At 37.7% G+C, this 25,245-nt stretch carries 21 protein-coding genes; 20 read left to right on the top strand and 1 reads right to left on the bottom strand.

Annotation, left to right across the window (positions count from 1 at the left end; translation table 11 throughout):
- The first annotated feature begins 33 nt into the window (after positions 1–33).
- From NBH01_RS08375 to NBH01_RS08355, 5 genes are all read left to right on the top strand, one after another.
- Positions 34–1,026, top strand: a complete 993-nt coding sequence (locus tag NBH01_RS08375) for a glycoside hydrolase family 43 protein (protein WP_221647117.1) — start codon at positions 34–36, stop codon at positions 1,024–1,026.
- Between the two features lie 68 nt (positions 1,027–1,094).
- Positions 1,095–4,151: a SusC/RagA family TonB-linked outer membrane protein gene (locus tag NBH01_RS08370; RefSeq protein ID WP_225678821.1), complete on the top strand. Its 3,057-nt coding sequence runs from the start codon at positions 1,095–1,097 to the stop codon at positions 4,149–4,151.
- 8 nt (positions 4,152–4,159) lie between these two features.
- A complete protein-coding gene (locus NBH01_RS08365; RefSeq protein WP_195380640.1) occupies positions 4,160–6,034 on the top strand; it encodes a RagB/SusD family nutrient uptake outer membrane protein in 1,875 nt (624 codons plus the stop codon).
- A gap of 78 nt (positions 6,035–6,112) precedes the next feature.
- On the top strand, positions 6,113–7,825 hold the full coding sequence (locus NBH01_RS08360) for an exo-alpha-sialidase (protein WP_195380639.1): 1,713 nt from the start codon (positions 6,113–6,115) through the stop codon (positions 7,823–7,825).
- Positions 7,826–8,810: 985 nt separating this feature from the next.
- Positions 8,811–10,040: a tyrosine-type recombinase/integrase gene (locus NBH01_RS08355; protein ID WP_162303085.1), complete on the top strand. Its 1,230-nt coding sequence runs from the start codon at positions 8,811–8,813 to the stop codon at positions 10,038–10,040.
- A 198-nt stretch (positions 10,041–10,238) separates the two neighbouring features.
- On the opposite strand, the gene NBH01_RS08350 is transcribed toward NBH01_RS08355, so the two are convergent.
- On the bottom strand, positions 10,239–11,123 hold the full coding sequence (locus NBH01_RS08350; RefSeq protein WP_008765254.1) for a helix-turn-helix domain-containing protein: 885 nt from the start codon (positions 11,121–11,123) through the stop codon (positions 10,239–10,241).
- Positions 11,124–11,527: 404 nt separating this feature from the next.
- Here NBH01_RS08350 and NBH01_RS08345 point away from each other — a divergent pair, with 404 nt between their 5' ends.
- From NBH01_RS08345 to NBH01_RS08275, 15 genes are all read left to right on the top strand, one after another.
- Entirely contained in the window at positions 11,528–12,640 is a 1,113-nt protein-coding gene (locus tag NBH01_RS08345) for an MraY family glycosyltransferase (RefSeq protein WP_008765255.1), read from the top strand.
- A gap of 10 nt (positions 12,641–12,650) precedes the next feature.
- Positions 12,651–13,631 carry an SDR family oxidoreductase gene (locus NBH01_RS08340; RefSeq protein WP_008765256.1) on the top strand — a complete coding sequence of 327 codons (981 nt, stop codon included), beginning with the start codon at positions 12,651–12,653 and terminating at the stop codon, positions 13,629–13,631.
- 165 nt (positions 13,632–13,796) lie between these two features.
- Entirely contained in the window at positions 13,797–14,303 is a 507-nt protein-coding gene (locus tag NBH01_RS08335; RefSeq protein WP_008765257.1) for a UpxY family transcription antiterminator, read from the top strand.
- A gap of 48 nt (positions 14,304–14,351) precedes the next feature.
- Positions 14,352–15,461 carry a DegT/DnrJ/EryC1/StrS aminotransferase family protein gene (locus NBH01_RS08330; protein WP_008765258.1) on the top strand — a complete coding sequence of 370 codons (1,110 nt, stop codon included), beginning with the start codon at positions 14,352–14,354 and terminating at the stop codon, positions 15,459–15,461.
- A 3-nt stretch (positions 15,462–15,464) separates the two neighbouring features.
- Positions 15,465–16,160, top strand: coding sequence for a WbqC family protein (locus NBH01_RS08325; RefSeq protein ID WP_008765259.1), 696 nt, complete (start codon positions 15,465–15,467; stop codon positions 16,158–16,160).
- A 12-nt stretch (positions 16,161–16,172) separates the two neighbouring features.
- Positions 16,173–16,757: a phosphoribosylglycinamide formyltransferase gene (purN, locus tag NBH01_RS08320; protein WP_117981328.1), complete on the top strand. Its 585-nt coding sequence runs from the start codon at positions 16,173–16,175 to the stop codon at positions 16,755–16,757.
- A 43-nt stretch (positions 16,758–16,800) separates the two neighbouring features.
- Entirely contained in the window at positions 16,801–17,772 is a 972-nt protein-coding gene (locus NBH01_RS08315; RefSeq protein WP_113748066.1) for a glycosyltransferase family 2 protein, read from the top strand.
- A gap of 36 nt (positions 17,773–17,808) precedes the next feature.
- Positions 17,809–18,525: an IspD/TarI family cytidylyltransferase gene (locus NBH01_RS08310; RefSeq protein ID WP_008765262.1), complete on the top strand. Its 717-nt coding sequence runs from the start codon at positions 17,809–17,811 to the stop codon at positions 18,523–18,525.
- Positions 18,522–19,556 (top strand): SDR family oxidoreductase, encoded by a 1,035-nt coding sequence (locus tag NBH01_RS08305; protein ID WP_250700063.1) that lies wholly within the window; start codon positions 18,522–18,524, stop codon positions 19,554–19,556. Before NBH01_RS08310 ends, NBH01_RS08305 begins: the two co-directional genes overlap by 4 nt.
- Entirely contained in the window at positions 19,540–20,802 is a 1,263-nt protein-coding gene (locus NBH01_RS08300) for a CDP-glycerol glycerophosphotransferase family protein (RefSeq protein WP_008765264.1), read from the top strand. The genes NBH01_RS08305 and NBH01_RS08300 overlap by 17 nt, the downstream gene beginning before the upstream one ends.
- Positions 20,799–22,253, top strand: coding sequence for a lipopolysaccharide biosynthesis protein (locus tag NBH01_RS08295; RefSeq protein ID WP_008765265.1), 1,455 nt, complete (start codon positions 20,799–20,801; stop codon positions 22,251–22,253). The genes NBH01_RS08300 and NBH01_RS08295 overlap by 4 nt, the downstream gene beginning before the upstream one ends.
- Positions 22,250–22,855, top strand: coding sequence for an acyltransferase (locus NBH01_RS08290; RefSeq protein WP_234141143.1), 606 nt, complete (start codon positions 22,250–22,252; stop codon positions 22,853–22,855). Before NBH01_RS08295 ends, NBH01_RS08290 begins: the two co-directional genes overlap by 4 nt.
- A 12-nt stretch (positions 22,856–22,867) precedes the next feature.
- Positions 22,868–23,851 (top strand): glycosyltransferase, encoded by a 984-nt coding sequence (locus tag NBH01_RS08285; protein ID WP_008765267.1) that lies wholly within the window; start codon positions 22,868–22,870, stop codon positions 23,849–23,851.
- 56 nt (positions 23,852–23,907) lie between these two features.
- Positions 23,908–24,444, top strand: a complete 537-nt coding sequence (locus tag NBH01_RS08280) for a serine acetyltransferase (RefSeq protein WP_008765268.1) — start codon at positions 23,908–23,910, stop codon at positions 24,442–24,444.
- Positions 24,444–25,244 (top strand): glycosyltransferase family 2 protein, encoded by an 801-nt coding sequence (locus NBH01_RS08275; protein WP_008765269.1) that lies wholly within the window; start codon positions 24,444–24,446, stop codon positions 25,242–25,244. The genes NBH01_RS08280 and NBH01_RS08275 overlap by 1 nt, the downstream gene beginning before the upstream one ends.
- Position 25,245 lies beyond the last annotated feature (1 nt).

Genomic DNA, 25,245 nt, shown 5'->3' with positions numbered 1-25,245 from the left:
ATAACTGGTATAGAAAATTAAAGAGTATATTTTATGTTCAAGAAAGAAATATATAGTCTATTGCTATTCTCCTTTGGGCTTTTGTTTACTTGTTGCGGAGAGAGTACAACAGATGACGAGGAAAAAGATAATAATGGTCAGGGAAGTGTTAGTGTAGAGACTAATTACCTGCCTATTGCAGACCCCTACGTGATGTTCTATAATAATAAATATTATGCTTATGGTACAGGAGGAACAACTGCCGGAGAGGGATTTGCTTGCTTTTCTTCTGACGATTTGAAAAACTGGAAACGTGAGGGGCAGGCTCTATCTGCAACTGATTCTTATGGTACATGGGGCTTTTGGGCACCGGAGGTCTATTACGTTGAGTCTAAGAAGAAATTTTATCTGTTCTATTCAGCAGAAGAACATATTTGTGTAGCGACTTCTACTACTCCTGAAGGTCCATTCCGACAAGAAGTAAAGCAGCCGATCTGGAGTGAGAAAAGCATTGATACTTCTTTGTTTATAGATGATGACGGTACTCCATATCTTTATTTCGTACGTTTTACAGATGGGAATGTGATATGGGTGGCTCAGATGACTGATGACTTGATGAGTATAAAGACAGAGACTTTGAATCAATGTATAAAAGCTGAAGCATCATGGGAACTTTTGCAAGGTAAAGTAGCGGAAGGACCTTCTCTTTTGAAAAAGAATGGCGTGTATTATCTGATTTATTCTGCTAATCATTATGAAAATAAAGGATATGGAGTTGGATATGCAACCTCAGATACTCCTATGGGGCCTTGGGTGAAGTATAGCAAGAATCCACTTTTACAGGGTGATGCAGCTACCGGCTTAGTAGGTACAGGACATGGAGCGCCGTTCCAATGCAAAGATGGTAGTTGGAAGTATATATTTCATGCTCATTGGAGTGCTGCGGAGATACAACCTCGAACATCGTATATTAAGGATTTTGCCATTTCGGATCAGGGAGTGGTTACTATTAGTGGAGCTGTAATTAAACCGAGAGTTCTGAAGTAAAAGGATACCGGATAAATGAATATCATTTTTAATTTAAAACTAATACTATAATGAATAAAAATAATCAAATGAGCAAGAGGCTTTTGAACTATATCATTGTCCTTTTGGTGTGCTTGATTAGTAGTGCGGAATCTTTTGCACAAGGCACAAAGTTTCAGGTCAAGGGAAATGTGACGGACGCTTCGAGAGAGCCGATTGTTGGTGCTACAATTAAGGTGAAAGGTACTTCGCAAGGAGTTATAACCAATATTGATGGTGAATACTCTATCGATACTCGTAGCAACGCAATTTTGGAGTTCAGTTATATCGGATATGTGTCACAAGAAGTCCCTGTAAGTGGAAGTAAAATTATAAATGTGACTCTTCAGGAAGAGGTCAGTAAATTGGACGAAGTGGTGGTAGTAGGTTATGGAACGCAGAAAAAAATCAGTGTGACCGGTTCTGTGTCCAATGTCTCTACCAAAGAAATAGCCAAAATAGCTACCCCATCATTAAGCAATACTTTAGGCGGACAAATTCCGGGTATTGTGACTCGTCAGGCTACAGGCGAACCGGGATATGATCAAGCTAGCATTTATATCCGAGGTTTTGGAACATGGACAAATCGTAGCCCGTTGATATTGGTAGATGGTATTGAGCGTGATATGAATACGATTAATACTGAAGAAGTAGAAAGCATTTCTGTCTTGAAAGATGCTTCCGCTACGGCAGTATATGGTGTACGTGGTGCTAATGGCGTTATCTTGATAACGACTAAGCGTGGTCAACTGGGAAAACCGAAAGTGACATTGCGCTCAGAATATGCAGTGCTTACCGGACTTCGTTATCCGGAGTATATTAATGCGGCGGAATATGCCGGTTTAATGAATGAGGCACGTGACAATGCAGGCGTTGCCAATATGGCTTATACGGATGAAGAAATTGAATTGTTCAGAAACGGTAGTAGTCCTTATCTTTATCCTAATGTGAACTGGGTGGACGAAGTTCTTAAGAAGAATACAACACAGAGCATTACAAATTTAAATATTACCGGTGGTACCGAAGTAGTACGCTATTTTGTAAATGTGGGTTATACAACGCAGAGTGGCCTTTACCGCGATAATGGCGATAATGCATATAGTACAAACAGTCGTGTAAACCGTTATAATTATCGTTCGCGTGTAGATGTAAACCTCACAAAGGATCTTTCTGTAGAATTAGGGGTTGGCGGTATTATTCAGAATCGTAATTTCCCCGGAAAGAGTCAATATGATATCTTTTATGCGATTCGTAATACTTCGCCTTTAGCATTTCCAGTAAAGAATCCGGATGGTACACCAGGTGCTTCACCGACTTATCTTGGTAATAATCCATGGGGTATGACTACACAGAGTGGTTATGAAACACAAAACTGGAATACATTGCAAGGGACTTTTTCTGCACGTTGGGATTTATCTTCACTTGTGACGGAAGGGCTTTCAGTAAGCGGACGGTTTGCTTACGATCATTATTATTCTAATAATAAACAATATTATAAGGATTTTGAAGTAAAACAGTATATGGGAGAAGACGCGGAGGGCAATGCCATCTATAATATACTTCGTAATGAGAATATTAAGAATGTGACTTTAGCAGAAAGTGCCAACCGTGCCATTTACTATGAAGTGGCAGCCAATTATGATCGCACATTTGGTATGCATAATATTACTGGAATGTTTTTGTTCAACCGTCGTGATTATGTAAACTTGCGTAATACAGACCGTACAGGGTCCGTTCCTTATCGTCGTCAGGGCATTGCGGGGCGTGCCAGCTATAACTACTTGCAACGTTATTTTGCAGAGTTCAACTTCGGATATAACGGTTCGGAACAGTTCCCGAAAGGTAAGCGTTATGGCTTTTTTCCGTCCGTATCATTGGGATACGTTTTGACGAATGAAGATTTTTGGAACCGCAACTGGTGGATAAGCAACTTGAAATTACGTGGAAGTTATGGTACGGTGGGTAACGACATTTCTTCCAGCACCCGTTTCCTTTATCTAACTACCATGAATATGAATGTGTCGGCAGGATATATGGGGAAAGAAGGCAATAATTATATGGCAGGTATTATGGAAGGGCAGACCGGTAACCAGAATGTAACTTGGGAGACAGCGAGAAAGTTAAATGTCGGTTTTGATCTGGGTTTATTCAACGATGTGGTTTCTTTGCAGGTGGATATATTTAAGGAAAAGCGTGACGGTATCTTGATTACTCGTAAAACTGTGCCTGTGTTGGCTGGTTTCTCAGGTGCAAGTATTCCGGTAGGAAATCTAGGTAAGGCGGAGAATAAAGGTATTGAAACTGCACTTGAAGTGAAAAAAAGAGTTGCCAACGGATTATTCTACTCATTACGTGGAAATTTCTCGTTTGCCCGCAACAAGATTATTGAAAATGATGAACCGAAGCCGAAGTATGAATATCAAGATGCTCGCGGACGCCGTATTGACCAGACATTCGGACTTGTGGCACTGGGATTCTTCAAAGACCAGGATGATATCAAAAACAGCCCGAAGCAGACATTCCAAAGTACCGTTCGTCCCGGGGATATTAAATACAAAGATATAAATGGTGACAGTGTAGTGGATGAGTATGATAAAGTGGCCATTGGTGACCCGCGTACTCCAGAGATTATGTTTGGATTTGGTGGTACGGTGGCATATAAGAATTTTGATGTCAGCTTATTTTTCACGGGTGCTGCCAAGACAAGTTTCTTTTTGGAAGGAGCAACTGTTTATCCATTCCTGAATGGTGAGGGCACATGGAATGTGCTGCGTGAGGTGTATGATAATCGTTGGACATCTGAAACAGCTGCTACTGCGAAATATCCTATTGTTCTTAATGCTAATAGTTACAATAACTACCAAACTTCCACAATGTATATGCGTAATGGTTCTTACTTGCGCTTGAAGAGTGCCGAAATTGGTTATACATTCAAAGGAAGACTGATTGATAAGATGTTTATGGATAATATCCGCCTTTTCTGTAACGGACAAAATCTATTAACACTTGATTATATCAAGATTGTAGACCCGGAGTCGAATAACGGTGTAGGTAACTATCCGATGCAACGAACTATTAACTTTGGTTTCCAGATTAACTTTAAATAAATATGAATATGAAAATATCGAAAATGAAAATAAAGGTGGCAGGACTATGTTTGCTGACATGGGCATTTGTATCGACTTCATGTAGTGATTATCTGGATAAAACTCCGGACGATGCTACTTCCATAACCTTAGAGGAAGTATTTTCCAGTGAAATTTATACAGAACGTTTTCTGTTAAGAGCTTACGATTACCTTCCTTGTGAAACTAACTATAATGATAATGATTATTGGGCATTGGGTGCCTGGAGTGGTGCATCTGATGAGATGAACATCACTTGGACCTATCCGATGGCTAAAGAAATGAATCGTGGTAGCTGGAATCCTAAAATGCTCGAAGGTAGTTCCAGTCAGGGGACGTCTTATGCAATGTGGTGGCGTTATTATGAAGGTATCCGTCAATGTAATGTGTTTCTTGAAAATATAGACTTATGTCCGGCAGCGCAAGCTACAAAAAATGTGTGGATATGTGAAGCACGTTTTATGCGCGCAATGTTGCATTTCTTTCTGTTGCGTAGTCACGGTCCTATTCCTATCATGGATCATGCGCTGAAAATGGATGATGAAATGACATATTTCCCTCGAAATACGTTTGATCAATGCGTAGATTTTATAGTTTCAGATTGCCAATATGGCATTGATGGAGCGTTGCCGATGATTTATACCAATGCGAGTGGTACGGTGGCCGAATCTTTGTATGGGCGTGCTACAAAAGCCGCAGCTTATGCTTTGAAAGCACGTGTATTGCTTTATGCTGCAAGTCCACTGTTCAATGGAAATGCTGATTATGCTAAATTTGCCAATGAAGACGGTACATTGCTCTTTGCTCCCAAAGATGATTCTAAATGGGGAAAAGCTGCTGCGGCTGCCAAAGAAGCAATAGATAAGATAGAGGGTTCTTCTTATTATGGTTTGTATTATTCGGATGAACCTGATAACGGTTATAGAAACTATATGGAGTTATTCTTACCTTCAAAAAAATGGAATAAAGAATATATCTTTGCCAGAAATCAAGGGACAGGCTATAGTGACAATATCCATCAGGAGAAATGTATGGCAGCCAACGGTATGGGAGGCTGGAGCGGTCTTTGTCCTACCCAGGAACTGGTTGATGCCTATGAAATGGCTAATGGCTCAACACCGATTATCGGATATAATGCAGATGGAACACCTATAATAAACGGAGCAAGCGGTTACTCGGAAACAGGTTTTGCGGCAACGGCTGGCAAACATTATCCGGCAGGAGTTTATAATATGTATGTCGGTCGTGAACCTCGTTTTTATGCTTCAATCAACTTTAATGGTCAACAGTGGCGTGGTCGCCAATTGGAATTTTGGCAAGGTGGGAAAGATGGTATTAATGTCTCCAAAGTAGACTATTGCTGTACCGGGTACTTATTGCGAAAAACTGCCGATGAAGGTGTAGATGTGATTAATGGTAAGGGAGGAATGAAAGAAGCCTCTATCCTTTTCCGGGTAGGTAGTCTTTATCTGGATTATGCGGAAGCATTGAATGAAGCTGAAGGGCCTGTAGATGATGTATACAAGTATGTAGACGCTATTCGTAAACGCGCTGGTTTGCCGGGATTGGCAAAAGGCTTGGATAAAGATAAGATGCGTGAACGTATTCAGCATGAACGTCAGATAGAATTAGCGTTCGAAGCCGGACATCGCTATTTCGATTGTCACCGCTGGAAAATTGCAGAGAAAACAGACAACGGATATATGCATGGTATGAATATTACTGCTACTAATAAGGTAGATTATAGTAAACGTTCAACAGTGGGTGATTCTCGTGTATTCGAAAAGAAACATTATCTGTTCCCTATACCGCAGAGTGAAATGGATAAGCAGATAGGATTGGTACAATCTCCCTACTGGGAATAAATAAAATTGTATTTCCTCCCTAGGTATTTTATCTATTTAGGGAGGAAAACTTGTTATATATAAAACTGTTGATATATCATGAAAACAAAAACAAGGCGTTTATTGAGCCTCTTGAATTTTTGTGTTCTTACACTTCTGGCCTGTGGAAATTCTGATGGTGCCGGAGAAGATTCAGGAGTCCCTTATTTAGCTAAAAAAGGAGAACCTGTTGACGGTGTTCGCATTGGTTGGGATTATGGAACAATCCGGCAACTGGCAACTAGGGGAGGATATCCACGTTCCATCCGTTTGCAGGATAATACAGTGGTGGCTGTATATGAGAACTATGATACTGGTTATGAAATGCGCCGTAGTACAGATGAAGGTAGTACATGGGGGGATCCTGTTATTCTTTTCCCCATCCATAGTATAACGAATGATAAAGGAACTGCCCGAATAAATATCGCTAACTCAGAAATTATACAACTAGCTAATGGGGATTTGCTGGCTGCTTGTAATTATCGTCCTCAAACCCCCGAAATAACTCCGTTTGCTATAGCGGTACGCCGTAGTACTGATAATGGAGTAACGTGGAGTGATCCTCAGATTATTTATGAAGCGCAACCTCGTTTTTCTGACGGTTGTTGGGAACCGTCTTTTCTTCAACTTCCTAATGGAGAGGTGCAAGTTTATTTTGCCAATGAGGGGCCATATACTCATTCTAATGAACAGGAAATATCCATGATGGCCTCAGTAGATAATGGTAAGACATGGGGAGGGTATAAGACAGTTTGTTTTCGCGCAGGTAGTCGTGATGGAATGCCGGTAAGTAAGGTGGTTGGCGATGAAATCGTTTGTGTGATAGAGGATTGTGGATTTGTTACTTTCAAACCATACATCGTACGTACTAAATTGTCGGATAATTGGTCGTCTCCTGTATTGGCGGATTCTCCAAATCGTGCTATGGCATTGGGCGAACCTGTAGAAGATTGGATTTACATGGGAGCTCCTTATTTAGGTGTACTTCCTACAGGAGAAACGTTACTTTCTTATCAGGTGGATGATATACGTCACGACGATCAGTTGGGTGACAGGCTGCCTTATAGTACCATGGAAGTGGCAATAGGTGACAAGAATGCCCGTAACTTTGTAAGGCGCACGCGCCCTTTTCCTGTGCCTGCGGGAAAGCATGCAGTATGGCCTTCTGTAGCTGTTTGGGATGCGAATACTATAGCAGCTCTTGCTACCAGTAACTATCAGGGGGGGACGGAGGCTCCGTTTTTCATGAAAGGACATGTAATGCGGGATTTAGAAGTGAACTCTTCTGATATTGTAAACTATCCTATTTTTATTGGTCATACCGGAATCTGTAATTTACGTTTAGGAGTCGGGAAAGATGCAGATAATCTTTATATCACCTGCAAGGTTAAGGATGGAGAACTGTATTCCGGTGGACAAGGAACTCAAAAAGGAAGCGGTGTTTTTATCTATCTTGATACAAAGAATGAATGTTTGAAAGAACCTGCTGAAGGTGTTTATAAGGTATGGTGTTCATATAAAGGCGATATAACTGTCTGGCAAGGTAATAAGGGGAAATGGGAGAATAGTGAGTTGGAAGGATTACAAATCACTCCTTCTGTTGTGTCGGGAGGTTATGAACTTGCTTTTACCATTCCTTTAAATCGTTCATTTAATAAAGATGCGATGAGGTTGTGTGCCACATTGTCTACAAAGACCTATACCGAAACATTAGTTCATAGTAATGCTGACAGGTCGTGTACATGGATGAAAATGAATTTAGGTGGGCATTAATGCAAAGAACGCATATTTGAAAACGCAGCAGGTACTTGACAAACGCTTTTAAATGTTGTATATTTGTAGATCAATAGCATAAACCTATAAAAAACAGATGAAAGAAAAAAGTAAAATCATATTCCTAAATGGTATAATATAGCAACAAGTATGGACTATCTTCCTGAGAAACCTTAGGTGATAGAGTACCAGATATAGGCTAAAGGCTGCAGACTTTATGAAGTTTGCAGCCTTTTTTGTCTTAAAAACTTAATGATTTTATTGCGAATTTCATTTGGGGAGTTTATAATAAACGGTGGGGACGTTTATTATAAACGATCATGGAATTTATTATAAACGTATAGGCTGGTTTATATAAACTTGTTGCTATTTTTTATATAACTACAATTGTCTTTCTTTGATAATGATTGTTGTTGGTAATTATCGCAGACATACTGCGCGGTAATCTAAGTAAACAAAATCTTAGAACTGCTATAGGGGCTATAAACCGGGTGCCTGTTTAATTCACTCAAGTCTCTCTTTTTTCGAAAAAAGAGGAATTAAATCTGAGCAGTTTTGATTTTGGATACATATATTGTGGCAGTTTTGATATTCGTATTTTGGTTTTCCGATCTATTGGTTTTAGAGAAATACATGTTAAATGTAGTTCGAAAAATAGAACATTAAGAAGGTAGGAAACATGCAAACGATTTAGAAAAACTATGTATTTTTGTGTTATAACTTTCAAAACAGTATAAGAAGCTTTACTCATTTTAATGCAGAATTGACTTGTTTGCGAGTTTAAGCACAAATAGTTATTTTTATTATATTGACGAATTAATGCTTGATTTAGGATAAAACAAACAATTTATTGTTGGAATTCTTTAATTATTTATATAAGGGCAACTAAAGAATCATTTTAAAATTTGAAGAATTCTATAAGTAAAGAACATTTTATACTTTTGCACTGTTTTGAATAAAAAATTAACAGGTTTAAAGTAGAATTATGGCATCTATAAAGTTATTGCTCAATAAACAGCGAATGCTTAATAATGGTACATTTCCATTGGTTTTTCAGTTTATCCACCGGAGGCGAAAGTTACTTTATTATACCAAGTATCATATCTTTCAGCAACAACTGGCTGATGGAGCTTTGGAGGTTGAGTATTGTGAAGCATCGCTTTATTCCATGAAAGAAATAAAGGAGATAAATCGTGAGTTGAAACGGGACTATAAGCGATTCCAGAATCGTATATTGGAGTTGGAAAGGAACAATGAGGAGTATTTAGTAGATGATATCGTAGAGTTTAAAAAGAAGAAGAGTCATCGTTCGTATCTACTTATGCAGTATATAGAAACACAGATTTCTTATAAAAAAAAGATGGGGAAAGACGGTATTGCAGCCGCCTATCATAGCACCTATATTTCTCTGAAAAAATATATAGGTATGAAATCTGCGCGTAAGTCGGATATCAGGATGGAGGAAATAAACTTCAGCTTTGTGGTAGGGTATGAGGACTATTTGAATGCACAAGGACTGGCGAGGAATACGATTAATTATTATCTGCGTAATTTCCGAACGATTTATAATTCCTCTATCCGGGATGGATTTAAGCCTAAAAGCGAGAATCCTTTTACTTACATTCAGACAAAACCATGCAAGACAATAAAACGTGCAATTAATAAAGATGATATGAAGAAACTTTCTTCGCTTATTTTACCTGTTCATTCTGGAATGGACATTGCGCGGGATATGTATTTATTTAGCTTCTATGCCCAAGGAATGGCTTTCGTTGATATTGTATTTCTAAAAAAGAAGAATATTCGTGATGGAATATTGAGCTATCGACGTCATAAGTCACAACAGCTGATTCATATAGTTATCACTCCTCAGATGCAGGGATTGATTGATAAATACGCGAATGACAGTGAATATGTGTTTCCAATTATTGATACATCTTTGTCGACATCTATCTACGATCAGTATCGCCTGGCTTTAGGCAGGGTGAACCGGTATTTAAAAAAGATCACTTTTCGGTTAAATATAAATGTCCGGCTGACTACCTATACTGCAAGGCATACCTGGGCTACACTGGCAAGAGAAAGCGGGGCGCCTATTTCTATCATCAGTGCGGGATTAGGGCATACTTCAGAAGAAATGACGAGAGTATATCTTAAAGAATTCGATCAGGAGACGCTGGCGCGGGTGAATCGTATTGTGACCAATCTGTTATAATATGAAACATGAATTTGTTCTTCAAATTTTGTAAAACTCATATTTATAACTTATATTTGTAAACGGTATCTATTTTGTAATAGAGAGTATATCAATCGCTTAATAATAGCGATGTTGCAAAATAAGACTATTTTTTGCGAATAGCCATTATCAAAAAGTACATTAATACTCTCCTTTTGTACGATCCCGCAGTTCTCCTTAAAGATTATCGGTTTTCGCCTGATAACGGTCTATTAATTGCTTTGGAGTACAGCGAAAATGCTGTTTGAAGTAGCGGTATAACTGAGCTTGCGACTCAAAGTTGCATACCTCCATTAGTTGCTTGACACATATACCCGGTTCTATAACTTTTCCCAAAATACGTTTCTTTAATTGTTTCATCATCCATTGTTTTGCGGTAATTCCGAATTCTTCTTTGAATTTAATAAAGAAGCTGGTTCTTCCTATATTTGACAGTGTAATTAGCTCATCAAGATTATTTACTTTTGAATAGTTCTGCATGACAAAATCTCTAAACTCTAATTGCCTGCCAATGATAGGGTGGAAAAGTGTAGCAATTTCTTTTTTATTATAGAATCCCCTGAGTAGGAAGAAAAATTCACGTTCTATTACATTATGTAGGTATGTACAGTTCATTTCATTCCTCAAACAGTGGACTACAGTTTCAAGGAATGGCATTAGTGGATAACGCATGGGGATAGGGCTGAAATCATAGTCAATATTTTCACAAATGGAGCTCAAACCTTGAAATAAAAGTTTGTCACAGTTGCTTTGAGGTATATCAAATGCCATAGCCAGCATTTGGGATTTGTCTGTTGCGGAAATCTTTATCATTGAAGATTTAGGCAACACTACCATTTCATTGCTATGAAACGTGCGGTTACAAAATTGGTTACAGTATACTGAAAAATCTCCTTCTAAAAAAAATAAAAGATAATTTTTGTGGGTATACTCTTCCTCTATGCATTTCTCAGTGTCGAATTTAATATATTTGAATCCTGTATCAATATCTGTCATGTAATTTTTGCATGACAAATGTTCCCTGGCGTAATGTAATCCGTTCGGTGATTGTTCCCCTCTCATATCTTTCCCTTTTTGATGGCAACAAAGCGATTATACTCCATTATGCTTCATAATTGATTCAGTATGGTCTAATATAATCACTTTATTACCAATGTATTATAATGAATAAAATTAAAGCCTGTTATGTATATGCAGGGTATGAAACATAATATATAGTATATGGTTGTACATAACCCTCTATCAATCAATTGTATATATACAAAATAGACATTATTACTCTCTATTACAAAATAGAGAGTAAAGAGTATAGGGGAATTATGTATAGTTAATGTGTTGTATGTTAGATGATTATGCGACTAATTTGCGCATAGAATAGTATGGCTGTAAAATCAGGCCGGATGATTCTTGTTTAATGAAAAGTAGAAAACGACAGCACTCGTTTGTTGGAAAAAGAGAATTATGGGATGAATTATTTTTTTATAGCAATAGCATTTTTAGTTGCGGTATTTATGGGGTGGATTATCACTCCTCAGATTTTGCTCGTAGCTTTTAGAAAACGACTGTTTGATTCTGTAGGTGGTCGCAAGACCCATAGCGGTATAGTACCACGTTTGGGAGGAGTTGTGTTCGTCCCGGTGCAGTGCTTTCTATTAGTGCTATCTATGTTTTTTATGTATAAACTAGAAATAACGTCCTATCTTCAAGACCCATTTATACCTTTCCAATTTTTATTGTTGATGATAGGTTTGCTCATTTTGAATATGGTCGGAGTGATAGATGATTTGATTAGGATTAACTATCGTAGAAAATTCGTAGCTCAAATTGTTGCTTCTTCATTTCTTCCGTTATCCGGACTCTGGATTAATGATTTGTATGGACTACTCGGAATAACTACTTTATCTCCTTGGATTGGAATGCCTCTGACGGTGTTTGTGGCAGTCTTTATTATTAATGCCGTTAACCTGATTGATGGAATCGACGGGCTCTGTTCCGGTTTGGTCGGTATGGGGGCTTTGGTTTTTGGTTTCTTGTTTATTTATAATGCAGCATGGTTACATGCTGTTTTTGCCTTTATCACCGCAGGGGTGCTATGTCCTTTTTTCTATTACAATGTGTTCGGCAAATCGAAAGGAAGACAACGAATTTTTATGGGGGATACTGGCAGTCTGACGCTGGGGCTCTCGATGGCTTTTCTGGCAATCAGCTATGCGATGAATAATCCGTTGATAAAGCCTTTTTCCGAAGGAGCGATAGTAGTTTCTTTCGCTACATTGATTGTCCCTCTTTTTGATGTAGTTCGTGTGGTACGGATACGTTATTTTCAGCATAAGCCTCTTTTTATGCCCGACCAGAATCATATACATCATAAGTTTCTGAGAGTAGGGATGTCTCATTATGTCGCAATGATTCTTATTCTGGCTTTGGCATTGTTCTTTAGCTTCTTCAATATTGTTGCGGTAGAATATATCAGCAACAACATCGTGATTTTTATAGATATCGTACTGTGGATTGCTTTCCATTTATGGTTGGACAGGCGAGAGCTTATCCGGGCAAAACATGGGGTGGCAAATAATTAAATTTAATGATATGAAAATAGCTATTATCGGTGGTTCCGGATTCGTGGGAAGTCGTTTGATCGGGCTGTTACAGACTGTTCCGAACATTGAACTGCTCAATATTGACAAGCAGCAGAGTGAACTTTATCCTCATCTGACACAAATAGCTGATGTGCAGGATGTACAGAAGCTGACGGAGTTGCTGGCAGGAACTGATCTTGTGGTTTTATTGGCTGCCGAACATAAAGACAACGTAACTCCTGCATCGCTTTACTATACGGTGAATGTGGAAGGGACACGTAATACGCTTCAGGCTATGGAAAGTAATGGAGTTGCCCGTTTGGTATTCACCAGTTCTGTTGCTGTCTATGGATTGAACAAAGATAATCCATCAGAATTGCATCCGGCCGATCCGTTCAATGATTACGGTCGTAGTAAGTGGCAGGCGGAATGTATGCTGCAGGAGTGGTATGATACGCATCGGGAGTGGAACATTCATATTCTTCGTCCCACAGTTATCTTTGGAGAGGGCAACAGGGGGAATGTATATAATTTGTTGCGGCAGATTACTTCCGGGCGATTTCTGATGGTAGGAGACGGTGAAAACCGGAAGTCGATGGCCTATGTCGGTAACGTAGTTGCTTTTATCGCTTTTCTGATTGAGAATAATATGGAGGGATATCATGTATTCAATTATATCGATAAGCCGGATTTCACAATGAATGATTTGGTGTATCATGTCGGGGAGGTGTTGAATAAACATATTCCTACTACACATTACCCCTATTGGTTAGGAATGTTGGGTGGATATTGCTTTGATGCTTTGGCTAAGATGACGGGAAGAAAATTGTCGGTGAGTTCTGTTCGTGTGAAGAAGTTCTGTGCGGTGACTCAGTTTGATTCTGTTAAAGTACAGTCATCGGGTTTTAAGCCGGCTTTCTCAATGGAAGAAGGGTTGAGACGGACGTTGCAATACGAGTTTGGTTCAGGAGCTGAAGAAGCTATTAATTGATAAACTAGGCTTTTTCCTTTTTACAGGATAGAAAAGAAGGAAAAAAGTTAGATAGATAAGACATAAAATTTTTCAGGTAGCCGTCATGTATGTGACTGGCGGGAGCGGAGCGCGCTTGGAGGGTACCTTATTGTGACTTTAAATGATAGAATTGGAGGAGTTATTATGGATGAAAAAAAGTGTTGGTTGGTTGTTTGTGTGCAGAGTAACAGGGAGAAGAAAACCTACGAACGTCTGTCGGCATTGGGATTTGAATCTTTTCTTCCGTTACAGGAAGAAACACGTCGTTGGAGTGACCGAAGCAAGAAAGTGCAGCGGGTCGTGATTCCTATGGTTGTTTTTGCCCGGATAGCTCCTTCCGAACGTATTTCTGTGCTTCGTCTTCCCTCTGTAAGCCGCTTTATGGTATTGCGCGGAGAAAGTGCTCCGGCAATCATCCCGGATGCACAAATGGAACGTTTCCGCTTTATGCTCGATTATTCGGAAGAAGCGGTTGAGATGTGTTCGGAGCGTATCCAGCCGGGCGAACAGGTAAAAGTTATCAAGGGGCCGTTGACAGGATTAACAGGGGAGCTGATAACAATGGATGGAAAAAGTAAGGTAGCCGTCAGGATTAATATGCTGGGAGCTGCGATGGTAGAAGTGCCGGTAGGGTTTGTAGAGAGAATATGATACTGTTAGGTAATTACTACTAAGAAAAAACAACTGAGATTACAAACCATGAAGGAACAGCAGATTACAGTAACTTCCCCTTTATTACCATCTTTGGAGGAGTTAAATGTTTACTTGCAGGATATATGGCAACGCAAATGGATTACTAATAATGGATATTATCATCAGATGCTGGAAGCCGCTTTGTGTGAATATCTGGGTGTACCTTATATCAGTCTGTTTACCAACGGGACTCTTCCTCTAACTGCGGCCTTACTGGCAATGCGTATTACAGGAGAGGTAATAACCACGCCTTTCAGTTTTGTTGCTACTACACATTCGTTGTGGTTGAATGGCATCAAACCGGTATTTGTAGACATAGACCCTGTAACCTGTAATCTTGACCCTGATAAGATAGAGGTGGCTATAACTCCTAATACTACAGCCATTATGCCAGTGCATGTGTATGGGTATCCTTGTGATACTAAGAGCATTCAGCAAATAGCAGATAAATACGGATTGAAGGTAATCTATGATGCTGCTCATGCATTTGGGGTGGAGAGAGAGGGAGAATCTATTTTGAATGCAGGTGATATGTCGACATTGAGCTTTCATGCGACGAAGACTTTTAATACCATTGAGGGAGGTGCATTGGTACTTCACGATGAACATACTAAAAAGAGAGTTGATTACTTGAAAAATTTTGGTTTTGTCGGTGAAACGGAGGTGGTTATTCCCGGAACTAATGGCAAGCTAGATGAAGTGCGGGCAGCTTACGGATTACTGAACTTAAAACAGGTAGATGCTGCCATTGAAGCACGCTGCCAGGCTACAACTAATTATAGAGAAGCCTTACGTAATGTTTCCGGTATCACATTTATGGATGATATATCCGGAGTGAAGCATAATTATTCTTATTTCCCCATATTTGTGGATGAAGAACGATATGGTATGAGCCGTGATGAACTCTATTTTAAGATGAAGGAATATAATGTATTAGGACGGCGGTATTTTTATCCGCTGATCAGTACTTTTTCTACTTATCGTGAATTAAAGTCAGCAAGGAAAGAAAATTTGCCTGTAGCCACAAAGATGGCGGAACAGGTTATTTGTTTGCCGATGCACCATGCATTGAGCGAAGATGATATGGAGCGGGTGTTACGGCTGATAAGAAAGTAGAATATGAAACTTGGTGTGATGCAACCTTACTTTATGCCTTATATCGGTTATTTCCAATTAATGAAAGCTGTAGATAAGTATGTGGTTTATGATGATGTTAATTACATTAAAGGCGGCTGGGTTAACCGTAATCATATACTGATCAATGGAGAGAAAGAAATGTTCACTGTGACTTTGAAGAAAGCGAGTCAGAATAAGTTATTCAATGAAATAGTGATAGGCGATGATTTTAAGAAACTTATGAAAACACTGCAACTGAACTATTCCAAAGCTGTTAACTTTGATCAGACGATGACTCTGATGAAAAGAATCATTTCTTTCTCAGATAAGAGGCTTGCGGCATTTATAGCAAATAGTTTTCGGGAAATATTCAGTTATTTGTCAATAGATACGGAGATATTGATGTCCTCAGATATTCCGAAAGATAATTCTCTGAGAGGAAAAGATAAAATCTTGCAGATATGTGAAATATTGGGTGCTGATACTTATTATAATGCTATCGGTGGGCAGAATCTTTATGATAAAAAGGAATTTAGTGAACATGGAATTGTACTGAATTTTGTAGATACAATCCCAAAAGTATATTCTCAATTGCGTACTAAGGAATTTGTGCCTTATTTGTCGATGATAGATGTATTAATGAATAATACCAAAGATGAAGTCAATGATTTATTGGATTCTTTTTGTGTAAGATATTGAAATTGCTTAGATATGAAATCTTTTAATATTGTAGTGTGTGCGTCTGGTGGTGGAGGAAATTTTCGTTCTTTGATAAAATATCAATGTGATTATGGTTATCACATTTCGTTACTGATAGTAGATAGAGAGTGTCCTGCTATTAAGATAGCAAAGGAAAATGGGATATCATATTCCGTTTTAGAAAAGAAAGTTTTAGGCAAGTCTTTTTTTGAGGAGTTTGAGAAGATTGTCCCCATAGATACGAATTTAATTGTTTTAGCAGGATTTCTACCGATTATACCCAAATGGATTTGTGAAAAGTGGGAACGTAAAATAATAAATATTCATCCTTCACTATTGCCAAAATATGGAGGGAAAGGCATGTATGGGGTTAAAGTGCAAGAAGCTGTTTTGAGGAATCATGAGAAGTATGCCGGCTGTACCGTTCATTATGTGGATTCGGAAATAGACACTGGCGAGATAATAGCTCAAAAAAAAATACTTGTGATGGAGAATGAGTCTGCATGGGAATTGGGAGGCAGAGTTTTTAATGAAGAAATAATATTACTTCCGTTGGCTATTAAACATATACGTGAAGCAATGAAAGTGATTCCTTAAGATTGAATATAAGTGTATTATATAATATTATACGATTTTCGATATGACACAATGCCCATTGGTTAGTATTTCTTGTCTGACCTATAATCATGCTCCGTATTTACGTCAGTGTTTGGATGGTTTTGTGATGCAAATAACATCTTTTCCAATAGAAATCTTAATTTATGATGACGCGTCTGGAGATGGTACTCAGAATATTATTGAGGAGTATCAGAAAAAATATCCGGATATAATAAAACCAATATATCAAACTGAGAATCAATATTCAAAAGGTGTGAAGGTTGGTTTTGTTTATAATTATTCTCGGGCTAAAGGTGAGTATATAGCATTTTGTGAGGGGGATGATTATTGGACTGATCCTTATAAATTACAAAAGCAGATTGATTTTTTAGAATGTTACTCGGATTATGTTATTTGTTCACATCGATACAGAATATGTTTAAAAGAGGAGAAGGTGATGAATGATGAGATCAAACCGATTGGCGATTTATCTGATGGGATGTCTTTTGATTTGTCTTTCTTGATTCGTGGAGGTTGGTTATTTCAACCATTAAGTGTCGTATACCGAAAGTCGGCATTGGATTTGGATACATACTCGAAATATGCAATATATATAGACGTTGCCTTGTTCTATGCTATTTTGAAAAATGGGAAAGGATATTGTATGCCTGATGTAATGGGAGTATATAGAATACATGAAAAAGGGGTATGGTCTGGACTCGACTTAAATCATCAAAGGATCTTTTCTTTGAAAGCAAGAGAAGCTATTTATGATGTGGAGAAGACGGATGAGGCTGCAATGTTCATCCTCTCACAATTCTCTCGTCCAATGGGACGGTTTCAGGTTGTGAAAGAGTGTTCTATGTTTATGAGAATCACGAAGATATTAATTTCCCATTTTGGTTTACGTTTTGTATTGAGAATGTGGTTTGATAGACTATTCTTAAATAAAAAGTTGTGCGTGAATGAGTTTTATCAGATAAAGGATTTCTGCAAAAGAAAGAAGAATGGATAACATTATAATAGTATTAAATTCAAATCTGTTACTAAAATGAATATAGCATTGATTATTGCAGGGGGATCCGGCAACCGGATGGGACAAGATATTCCAAAACAGTTTATTCATGTGGATAATTGTCCGGTTATTGTACATACAATGTTAGCTTTCCAAAGACATCCGGACATAACTGCTGTTGCTGTTGTTTGTTTAGGTGGATGGGAAACTGTGTTGTCTTCATACGCTCATCAGTATAATGTATCAAAGTTACGTTGGATATTTGCTGGGGGGATAAATGGTCAGGAATCAATTAGTAACGGCATATACGGTTTAAAAAAGAACGGTGTCAAAAAGGATGATCTGGTTTTGATTCATGATGCGGTTCGTCCACTGGTATCTCAGAGTATTATATCTTCCAATATCGCAATTTGTAAGCAGTATGGTTATGCTATCACTGGTATTCAGTGTAGGGAGGCTATTTTGGAAAGTGATGATGGCTTTTGTTCTGTGACAAGTATTCCGCGTGATAAATTGATAAGAACGCAGACACCCCAGACTTTTCGGTTAGAAAATATTATAAATGTCCATGAGCAGGCAAAATCAAAAGGTATCATAAACTCAGTATCTTCTTGTACTCTTTTGGCGGAATTGGGCGGATATGAAATGCATATAGTTCCGGGAGAGGAGCGAAATATAAAGATTACGACTACGGAAGACCTGGAGATTTTCAAGGTTTTGAGGCAAACGTCAAAAGAAGACTGGCTGAAATGATGACTTATTATGACGATATCAGAAAAGTGCAGGATTTGCATCTGCCGTGGGAAATTCTGACTGATATAAATATTCTGATTGTGGGGGCCTCAGGTCTGATAGGAAGGGCGTTGGTGGATACTCTGATGCAGTTACCCGATAAGACGTTTCATCTATATGCAGGTGTACGGGATTTGGTTTATGCGCAAAGTTGTTTCATGCGATACAAGGATGATGAATCTTTCACCTTGATACAATGTGATGTGACAGCATTGATTCCATTTGATATTGATTTTCACTATATTATTCATGCAGCGAGCTATGCGGGGCCGGCCGCCTTTCATAATGATCCGGTCGGGGTTATGAAAGCGAATATATTGGGAGTTGACAATCTGTTTTCATACGGAGAGCAACACAATCTAAGAAGGTTGTTATATGTTTCTTCCGGTGAAGTGTATGGAGAGGGGAATGGAATTCCTTTTCGCGAAGAAGACAGTGGTTCTCTCGATTGGGCTTCCTTACGCGCATGTTACCCTGCGGCAAAACGGACTGCTGAGACTTTGTGTATTGCTTATGCAGCTCAATTTCAGATAGAAACAGTTATAGCACGTCCTTGCCATATTTATGGACCTTTTTACACTTCAAAAGATGATCGTGCCTATGCGCAGTTTATACGAAATGTATTGGCAGGTGAAAATATAATATTGAGAAGTTCTGGTTTGCAACAGCGTTCCTGGTGTTATGTGGTTGATTGTGTGTTTGCACTTCTTTACGTTTTGCTAAAAGGAAAAACAAAGAATGCTTATAATATAGCTGACGTCCGGTCGAATGTCAGTATCCGCGAATTTGCGGAAATGATAGCACAGAAAAGTGAACGAGAAGTAATTTTCGATTTACCGGATAATACCGGGAAGAATAAACCTATTATATCACAGGCGATATTTAATACTGAGAAAATAAATAAAATAGGCTGGTTCCCCCAATGGAAGCTTGAAGAAGGCGTTTCACATACACTTAATACTTTAATATCTGTTGATGGAACATATATATAAGTTGCTGCGCTCTTTTAAATGGGACTGTGCTAAATATCTCTACAAGAATACTCTGAACTTTAAAGTTAAGAGATTAAGACGAAAGAAAAATATAAGAGTTCTGTTTGCTGTGGCGGAGAGTGCTACCTGGAAAAGCGATTGTCTTTATAAAGCGATGGCGGAACATCCCAGATTTACTCCTTCTATTCTTGTTTTACCTGATGAACAGAAGGAAAAAACTCTGTTGAAAGAAGAAGTTGATTCATGTTTTAATTTATTTTGTAGAAAAGGGTATGCTTGTACTTATCCTTATCAAAATGGAAAACTGATTAATATTCGGAAGAAATTGAAACCGGATATCATTTTCTATCAAAAACCTTATACTTTTTATCCTAAGAGTCTTTTGTATTATAAAAATATGAATGCTTTATTTTGTTATACAAATTATGCTTTTCATAGCTTACTGACAGATTGGGCTAATGATAATGAATTCTTTAGATTGATGTGGCAGAATTATTATGAAAATGAGTCTGCTAATGTTGATTTGAAGAAAAAGTTTGCAGGGATATTCTCAAATATCGTAGTTACGGGCTTGCCTGTAACAGACTTATTTCTGACTGAGAAACATGAAGATAAGTGGAAAAAAACAGATAAGAGTCGTAAACGGATTATTTGGGCACCACATTTCTCAATATCTGATGGTGGCTGTTTGAACTATTCAACTTTCTTATCTATTGCGGAAGAACTGTTAGAATTTATAAAGAACACTCAATTACCTGTTCAGATGGCTTTTAAGCCTCATCCTTTGCTAAAGAGTCAACTATATAATTATTCTTCATGGGGGAAAGAGAAAACAGACGAGTATTATGCGGCATGGGAATTTCTGCCGAATGCTCAATTGGAGACCAATGAGTATGTTGATTTGTTTATGACTTCGGATGCCATGATTCATGATTGTGGCTCTTTTACGATTGAATATCATCATACATTGAAACCTGTAATGTATCTGGTCAATGGAAAAGAGCATACTGCAACGATGAATTCTTTTGCCAAGGCAGCCTATGACCTGCATTATAAGGGGCAGACTATCCAAGATATCCGGAATTTTATAGAATGTACAGTATTGGAAAACTCTGATTACTTACTAGAAAAAAGAAAAAACTTTTTTAAGTCGTACTTATTGCCGCCCCATAATCAGTCTGCCACAGAAAATATAATCCATGCTATTTTGGGAACAGGATATTATACCGAAAAAAAACAGAGGTGAATAGTGATATTCGTTCAATGGGCATTTCCGGTGTGAAATGGGCTTCTATAGGACGTTTCTCTTCGCAGGGAATAAGTTTTGTCCTGGGACTTATTTTGGCCCGTCTGCTTTTGCCTTCAGACTATGGTATGTTAGGAATGCTTGGAGTGTTTACTGCTTTTGCCGGTTCATTTATAGATTGTGGATTTGGTTCTGCTTTGATACGTAAGTTGGACCGTACAGAGATAGATTGTTCTACTGTTTTTTATTATAATCTGGGAGCGAGTTTATTGGTATACATGGTCATGTTTTTGGGAGCTCCTTTTATCGCGGACTTTTATAAGCAGCCTTTATTGACTAATGTAACCAGAATAGCCTGTCTGACAATACCGATAGGTGCTCTATGTTCAGTTCATAGTAATCTTTTGTATTGTCAGTTGAGGTTCAGAGATATCGCGATAGGTAATATACTGGCCACTTTTTTTTCAGGAGGTATAGGATTATTATTAGCATATAATGGTTATGGAGTTTGGGCATTAGTATGTCAGGGAATTATTGCGTCTTTGGTAAATTGTTGCTATTTATGGAGAATTTCCTGCTGGAAACCATTGTGGATGTTTTCTACCAGCTCTTTTAAAGAATTGTTTGGTTATGGCAGTAAGTTAATGTTGTCTGGTTGGCTTAATACAATGTATTCTCAGTTGTCCCCGTTGATTATTGGACGGTTCTATTCTTCCTCCACTTTGGGTTACTATACCAGAGCGCAAAGTTACGTGGATTTCCCGAGTAGTAATATAATGGGAATTTTGCAGCAAGTCGTTTTTCCTGTTCTGTCGAGATTGCAGAATGAGGATGAACAGTTAATAGGAATTTATCGGAAATATATTAAAGTTTGTGCTATTTTTATTTTTTGTGGTATGACCATTTTGGCGGCACTGGCTAAACCTTTGATACTTCTTTTACTTACAGATAAGTGGTTGCCATCTGTCCCGATCATGATACTTTTATGTTTTTCTTTTATGTTCTCATTTGTGAATACAATAAATTTATCTCTTTTACAGATTAAAGGAAGATCGGATCTATTTTTGAAACTGGAGGTCGTGAAAAAAGCTATTTCTATAACAATGATTTTGTTGAGTGCATCTTGGGGAATTATGGCGATGTGCTGGTCTATGGTTATATATACCCAAATTGCTATTTTTATTAATACATATTATACTGGAAAGCTATTTCATTTAGGGTATCGGGAACAGCTGACAGATTTTCTACCTTATTTTTTTATGGCACTTTTAGCTAATATACCTACTTATATGCTGACATATACATCTTTGTCTATTGTTACACAGATTTTATTGGGCGGCTTAATGAGTTTATCTATTTATATATTACTATTGAAAATAAAGCGTGATGATATGTATCTGTTAATAGAGCATATGCTGTTAAGTTATTGTAAAAGAAAGATGGCGAGATGATATTCGGTTTTATTGCAAAAATATATAGGAAATATCAAGAATATATTCATCCTGGTATTTATGTTACGAGGCATGGTATTCTGTACAGAGAAAAAGATTGCCGATATAATGTATATCCGTTACAAAGATTAATTGTTGGTAAGGTATGGGTTGGAAACATTTCTTCACAGGAGAAAGGGCGGCTTATTCTTCATGCTAACTCGGAATTGATAGTAAAAGGGAATTTTGATATTATCGGTTCAACTGTAGTCGTATTGCCGGATGCTAAACTGATTTTAGGTTCCGGGTATATTAATTTCCATTCGAAGTTACATTGTTTTAATCACATAGAAATAGGAGAAAATGTTATCATTTCAGAGAATGTAATTATCCGGGATTCTGATAATCACCAGATAACGGGAGGAAATAGCATGTTTGCTCCTGTTATAATAAAGGATAATGCATGGATTGGTATGTCTGCTATCATTTTAAAAGGGGTGACGGTTGGTGAAGGTGCTATTGTTGCAGCAGGTTCTGTCGTGACTAAAGACGTACCGCCGCATACTATTGTCGCAGGAGTACCGGCAAGGGTAATTAAAAAAGATGTTTATTATACAATATGATTATTCAATCTTGTGAGAAACGAAACATTAGTATCTATCATCGTACCTGTCTATAATTCTGCGCAATATTTAAGGAAGTGCATAGATAGTATTTTGGCACAGTCATATACAGAATTTGAGCTTCTCTTAATAAATGATGGCAGTGAAGATCATTCGGGATTGATTTGCGATGATTATGCGCAAAGTGATAACCGGATACAAGTCTTTCATCAGGAAAATGCAGGCGTGAGTGCTGCGAGAAACTTGGGACTTGAAAAGCATACTGGTGAACATTTCCTTTTTATAGATTCAGATGACTACATACAAGAGAGGTATCTGGAAGAACTAATGAAATATGCATCATGCGATTTTGTTCAGTGTTCCTGCTGTTCTGAACCTGTGGGCAATGACTATTTATTTGTTGATGGAAATTTCGAAGGGAGCGATGAAATAAAGCAATGTCTGTTGAAATATATTTATCCTGAATTTACGGTACCTTTCGGCAGATTGTATAAGTCATCCATACAAAGAAAGAATAAATTGTTTTTCGATACATATTTGTATTCAGGAGAGGATACTTTATGGGTAAGCCAATATTTATTGTGTGTTCACTCTTTGCGAGTATCCTCATATATTGGATATATCTATGTGCATCATGTAGGGGAACATTTGTCGCAAAAATCGATTTCATATGAGCATTTGGAATATACGTTACATAAACTGTTAATTTCTTATTCTGATCTTGAAAAACGATATGATTTCGATTTAACAGGTGTTCGTTATAGTGTCATTATTTATTTTTTTCATAGGTATATCGTATATATAGCAAACAGAAATTATACAGAAATCAGGAAAGAGTTAGAAAAGTCATGTGCTAACCCTTTGATTAAGGGGGTCTTTTATGATAAGAAATATCTCTTGAAAGGGAAAAAAATGAAATTGTTTAATTGGTTAGTATTACATGATATGTATAGTGTATTGGCTCTTTATGTAAAACGATGGAAGCGATATTTATGAGATCCGAGCTTTTGTCTGCTTTCGGATTCAGATTAATTTAATAAAAGAGACGTAGAATGGTGACTTTAAAAGAATACCTTAATTCGGATCGTATTGATTATTTTCCTTTTGGTTCAAAAGGATATATCATGGATTGGCTCTTGAGGACAGAACAATATTGGATTCGGAGATATATACGTGCACTTCGTAAAGAGGAATTTTATATGAACTATAAGAGAAATAAGATTTTGCAATATTATTTTTCTCGAAAGAAGAATCTTTTGGGTATCCGTCTTGGGTTCTTTATAAATGCAGGTTGTTTTGATATTGGTTTGAAGATTTATCATTATGGGTCTATTATTGTAAATCCTAAATCCCGTATAGGTAAAAATTGTACGATTCATGGTAATTGCTGCATTGGAAGTAAAGGTACTTTTCCGGATGATTCTCCCGTTATTGGGAATAATGTTGATATTGGACAGAATGCGCAAATTCTGGGTGGAATATATATTGCAGACGGAGTGAAAATTGGAGCGGGAGCAGTTGTTACGAAATCGGTATTAGTTCCGGGAGTGACGGTAGTAGGGGTTCCGGCTCGTATTGTAGAGAAGTAATGAAGATATCAGTTATAACGATTAATTATAATAATGGTGAGCAACTGGAAGCTACCATTCAGTCAGTCGTATCTAATGTGACAGTATTAAGAGAGCTTTTGGGAGAGAAGGCTGAATACATTGTGATTGATGGTGGAAGCGTTGACTGTAGTGTTTCTGTGCTTCAAAAATATTCTGAATATATTTCTTATTGGATTAGTGAGAAAGATAAAGGTATTTATCATGCAATGAATAAAGGAATTTCTGTTGCACAGGGGGAGTATTGTTTTTTCCTTAATTCAGGTGATACCTTTTATGAAGATGATACACTGAAAAAAGCTCTTCTTTTCTTAAAGGAGGATTTTGTATGTGGAAATGCTGTTTTAAAATATGCGGGTGGTATAAATGAATGGAGTGCCCCAGAAATAGTAAATACATTGTTTTTTATGCAGCGTTTTTCCGTGTGTCATCAGTCTTTGTTTATTCGTACGGAACTACTTAAATCACATCCTTATAATGAAACATTAATGATAGTGGCCGACTATGAACAGATGTTTTATGAAATTGCTGTGAATCACAGGAGTTATAAAAAAATAGATTTGACTATCTGTTATTATGGATGTGATGGAGTCTCTTCTGATCACGAGAAAGCGGATGCAGAAAAAAGAAGTGTAATAAATGAGTTTCGGTATTTGGGATATATAGAACCGGACGAACTATGGAACGTGGTGAGTAAACTAAAAATTGGCACCCGGAAGTATCGGCTTTTATTATCTTTGGCAAAATGTCTGACAAGTAGTCCTAAATATTGGGTGAGATAAA

The sequence above is a fragment of the Bacteroides sp. B1-V-101 genome, from assembly GCF_023656585.1.
Classification (GTDB): domain Bacteria; phylum Bacteroidota; class Bacteroidia; order Bacteroidales; family Bacteroidaceae; genus Bacteroides; species Bacteroides thetaiotaomicron.
Note: the sequence above shows the minus strand (reverse complement) of the source record. Positions and strands in the feature narration are given on the sequence as shown.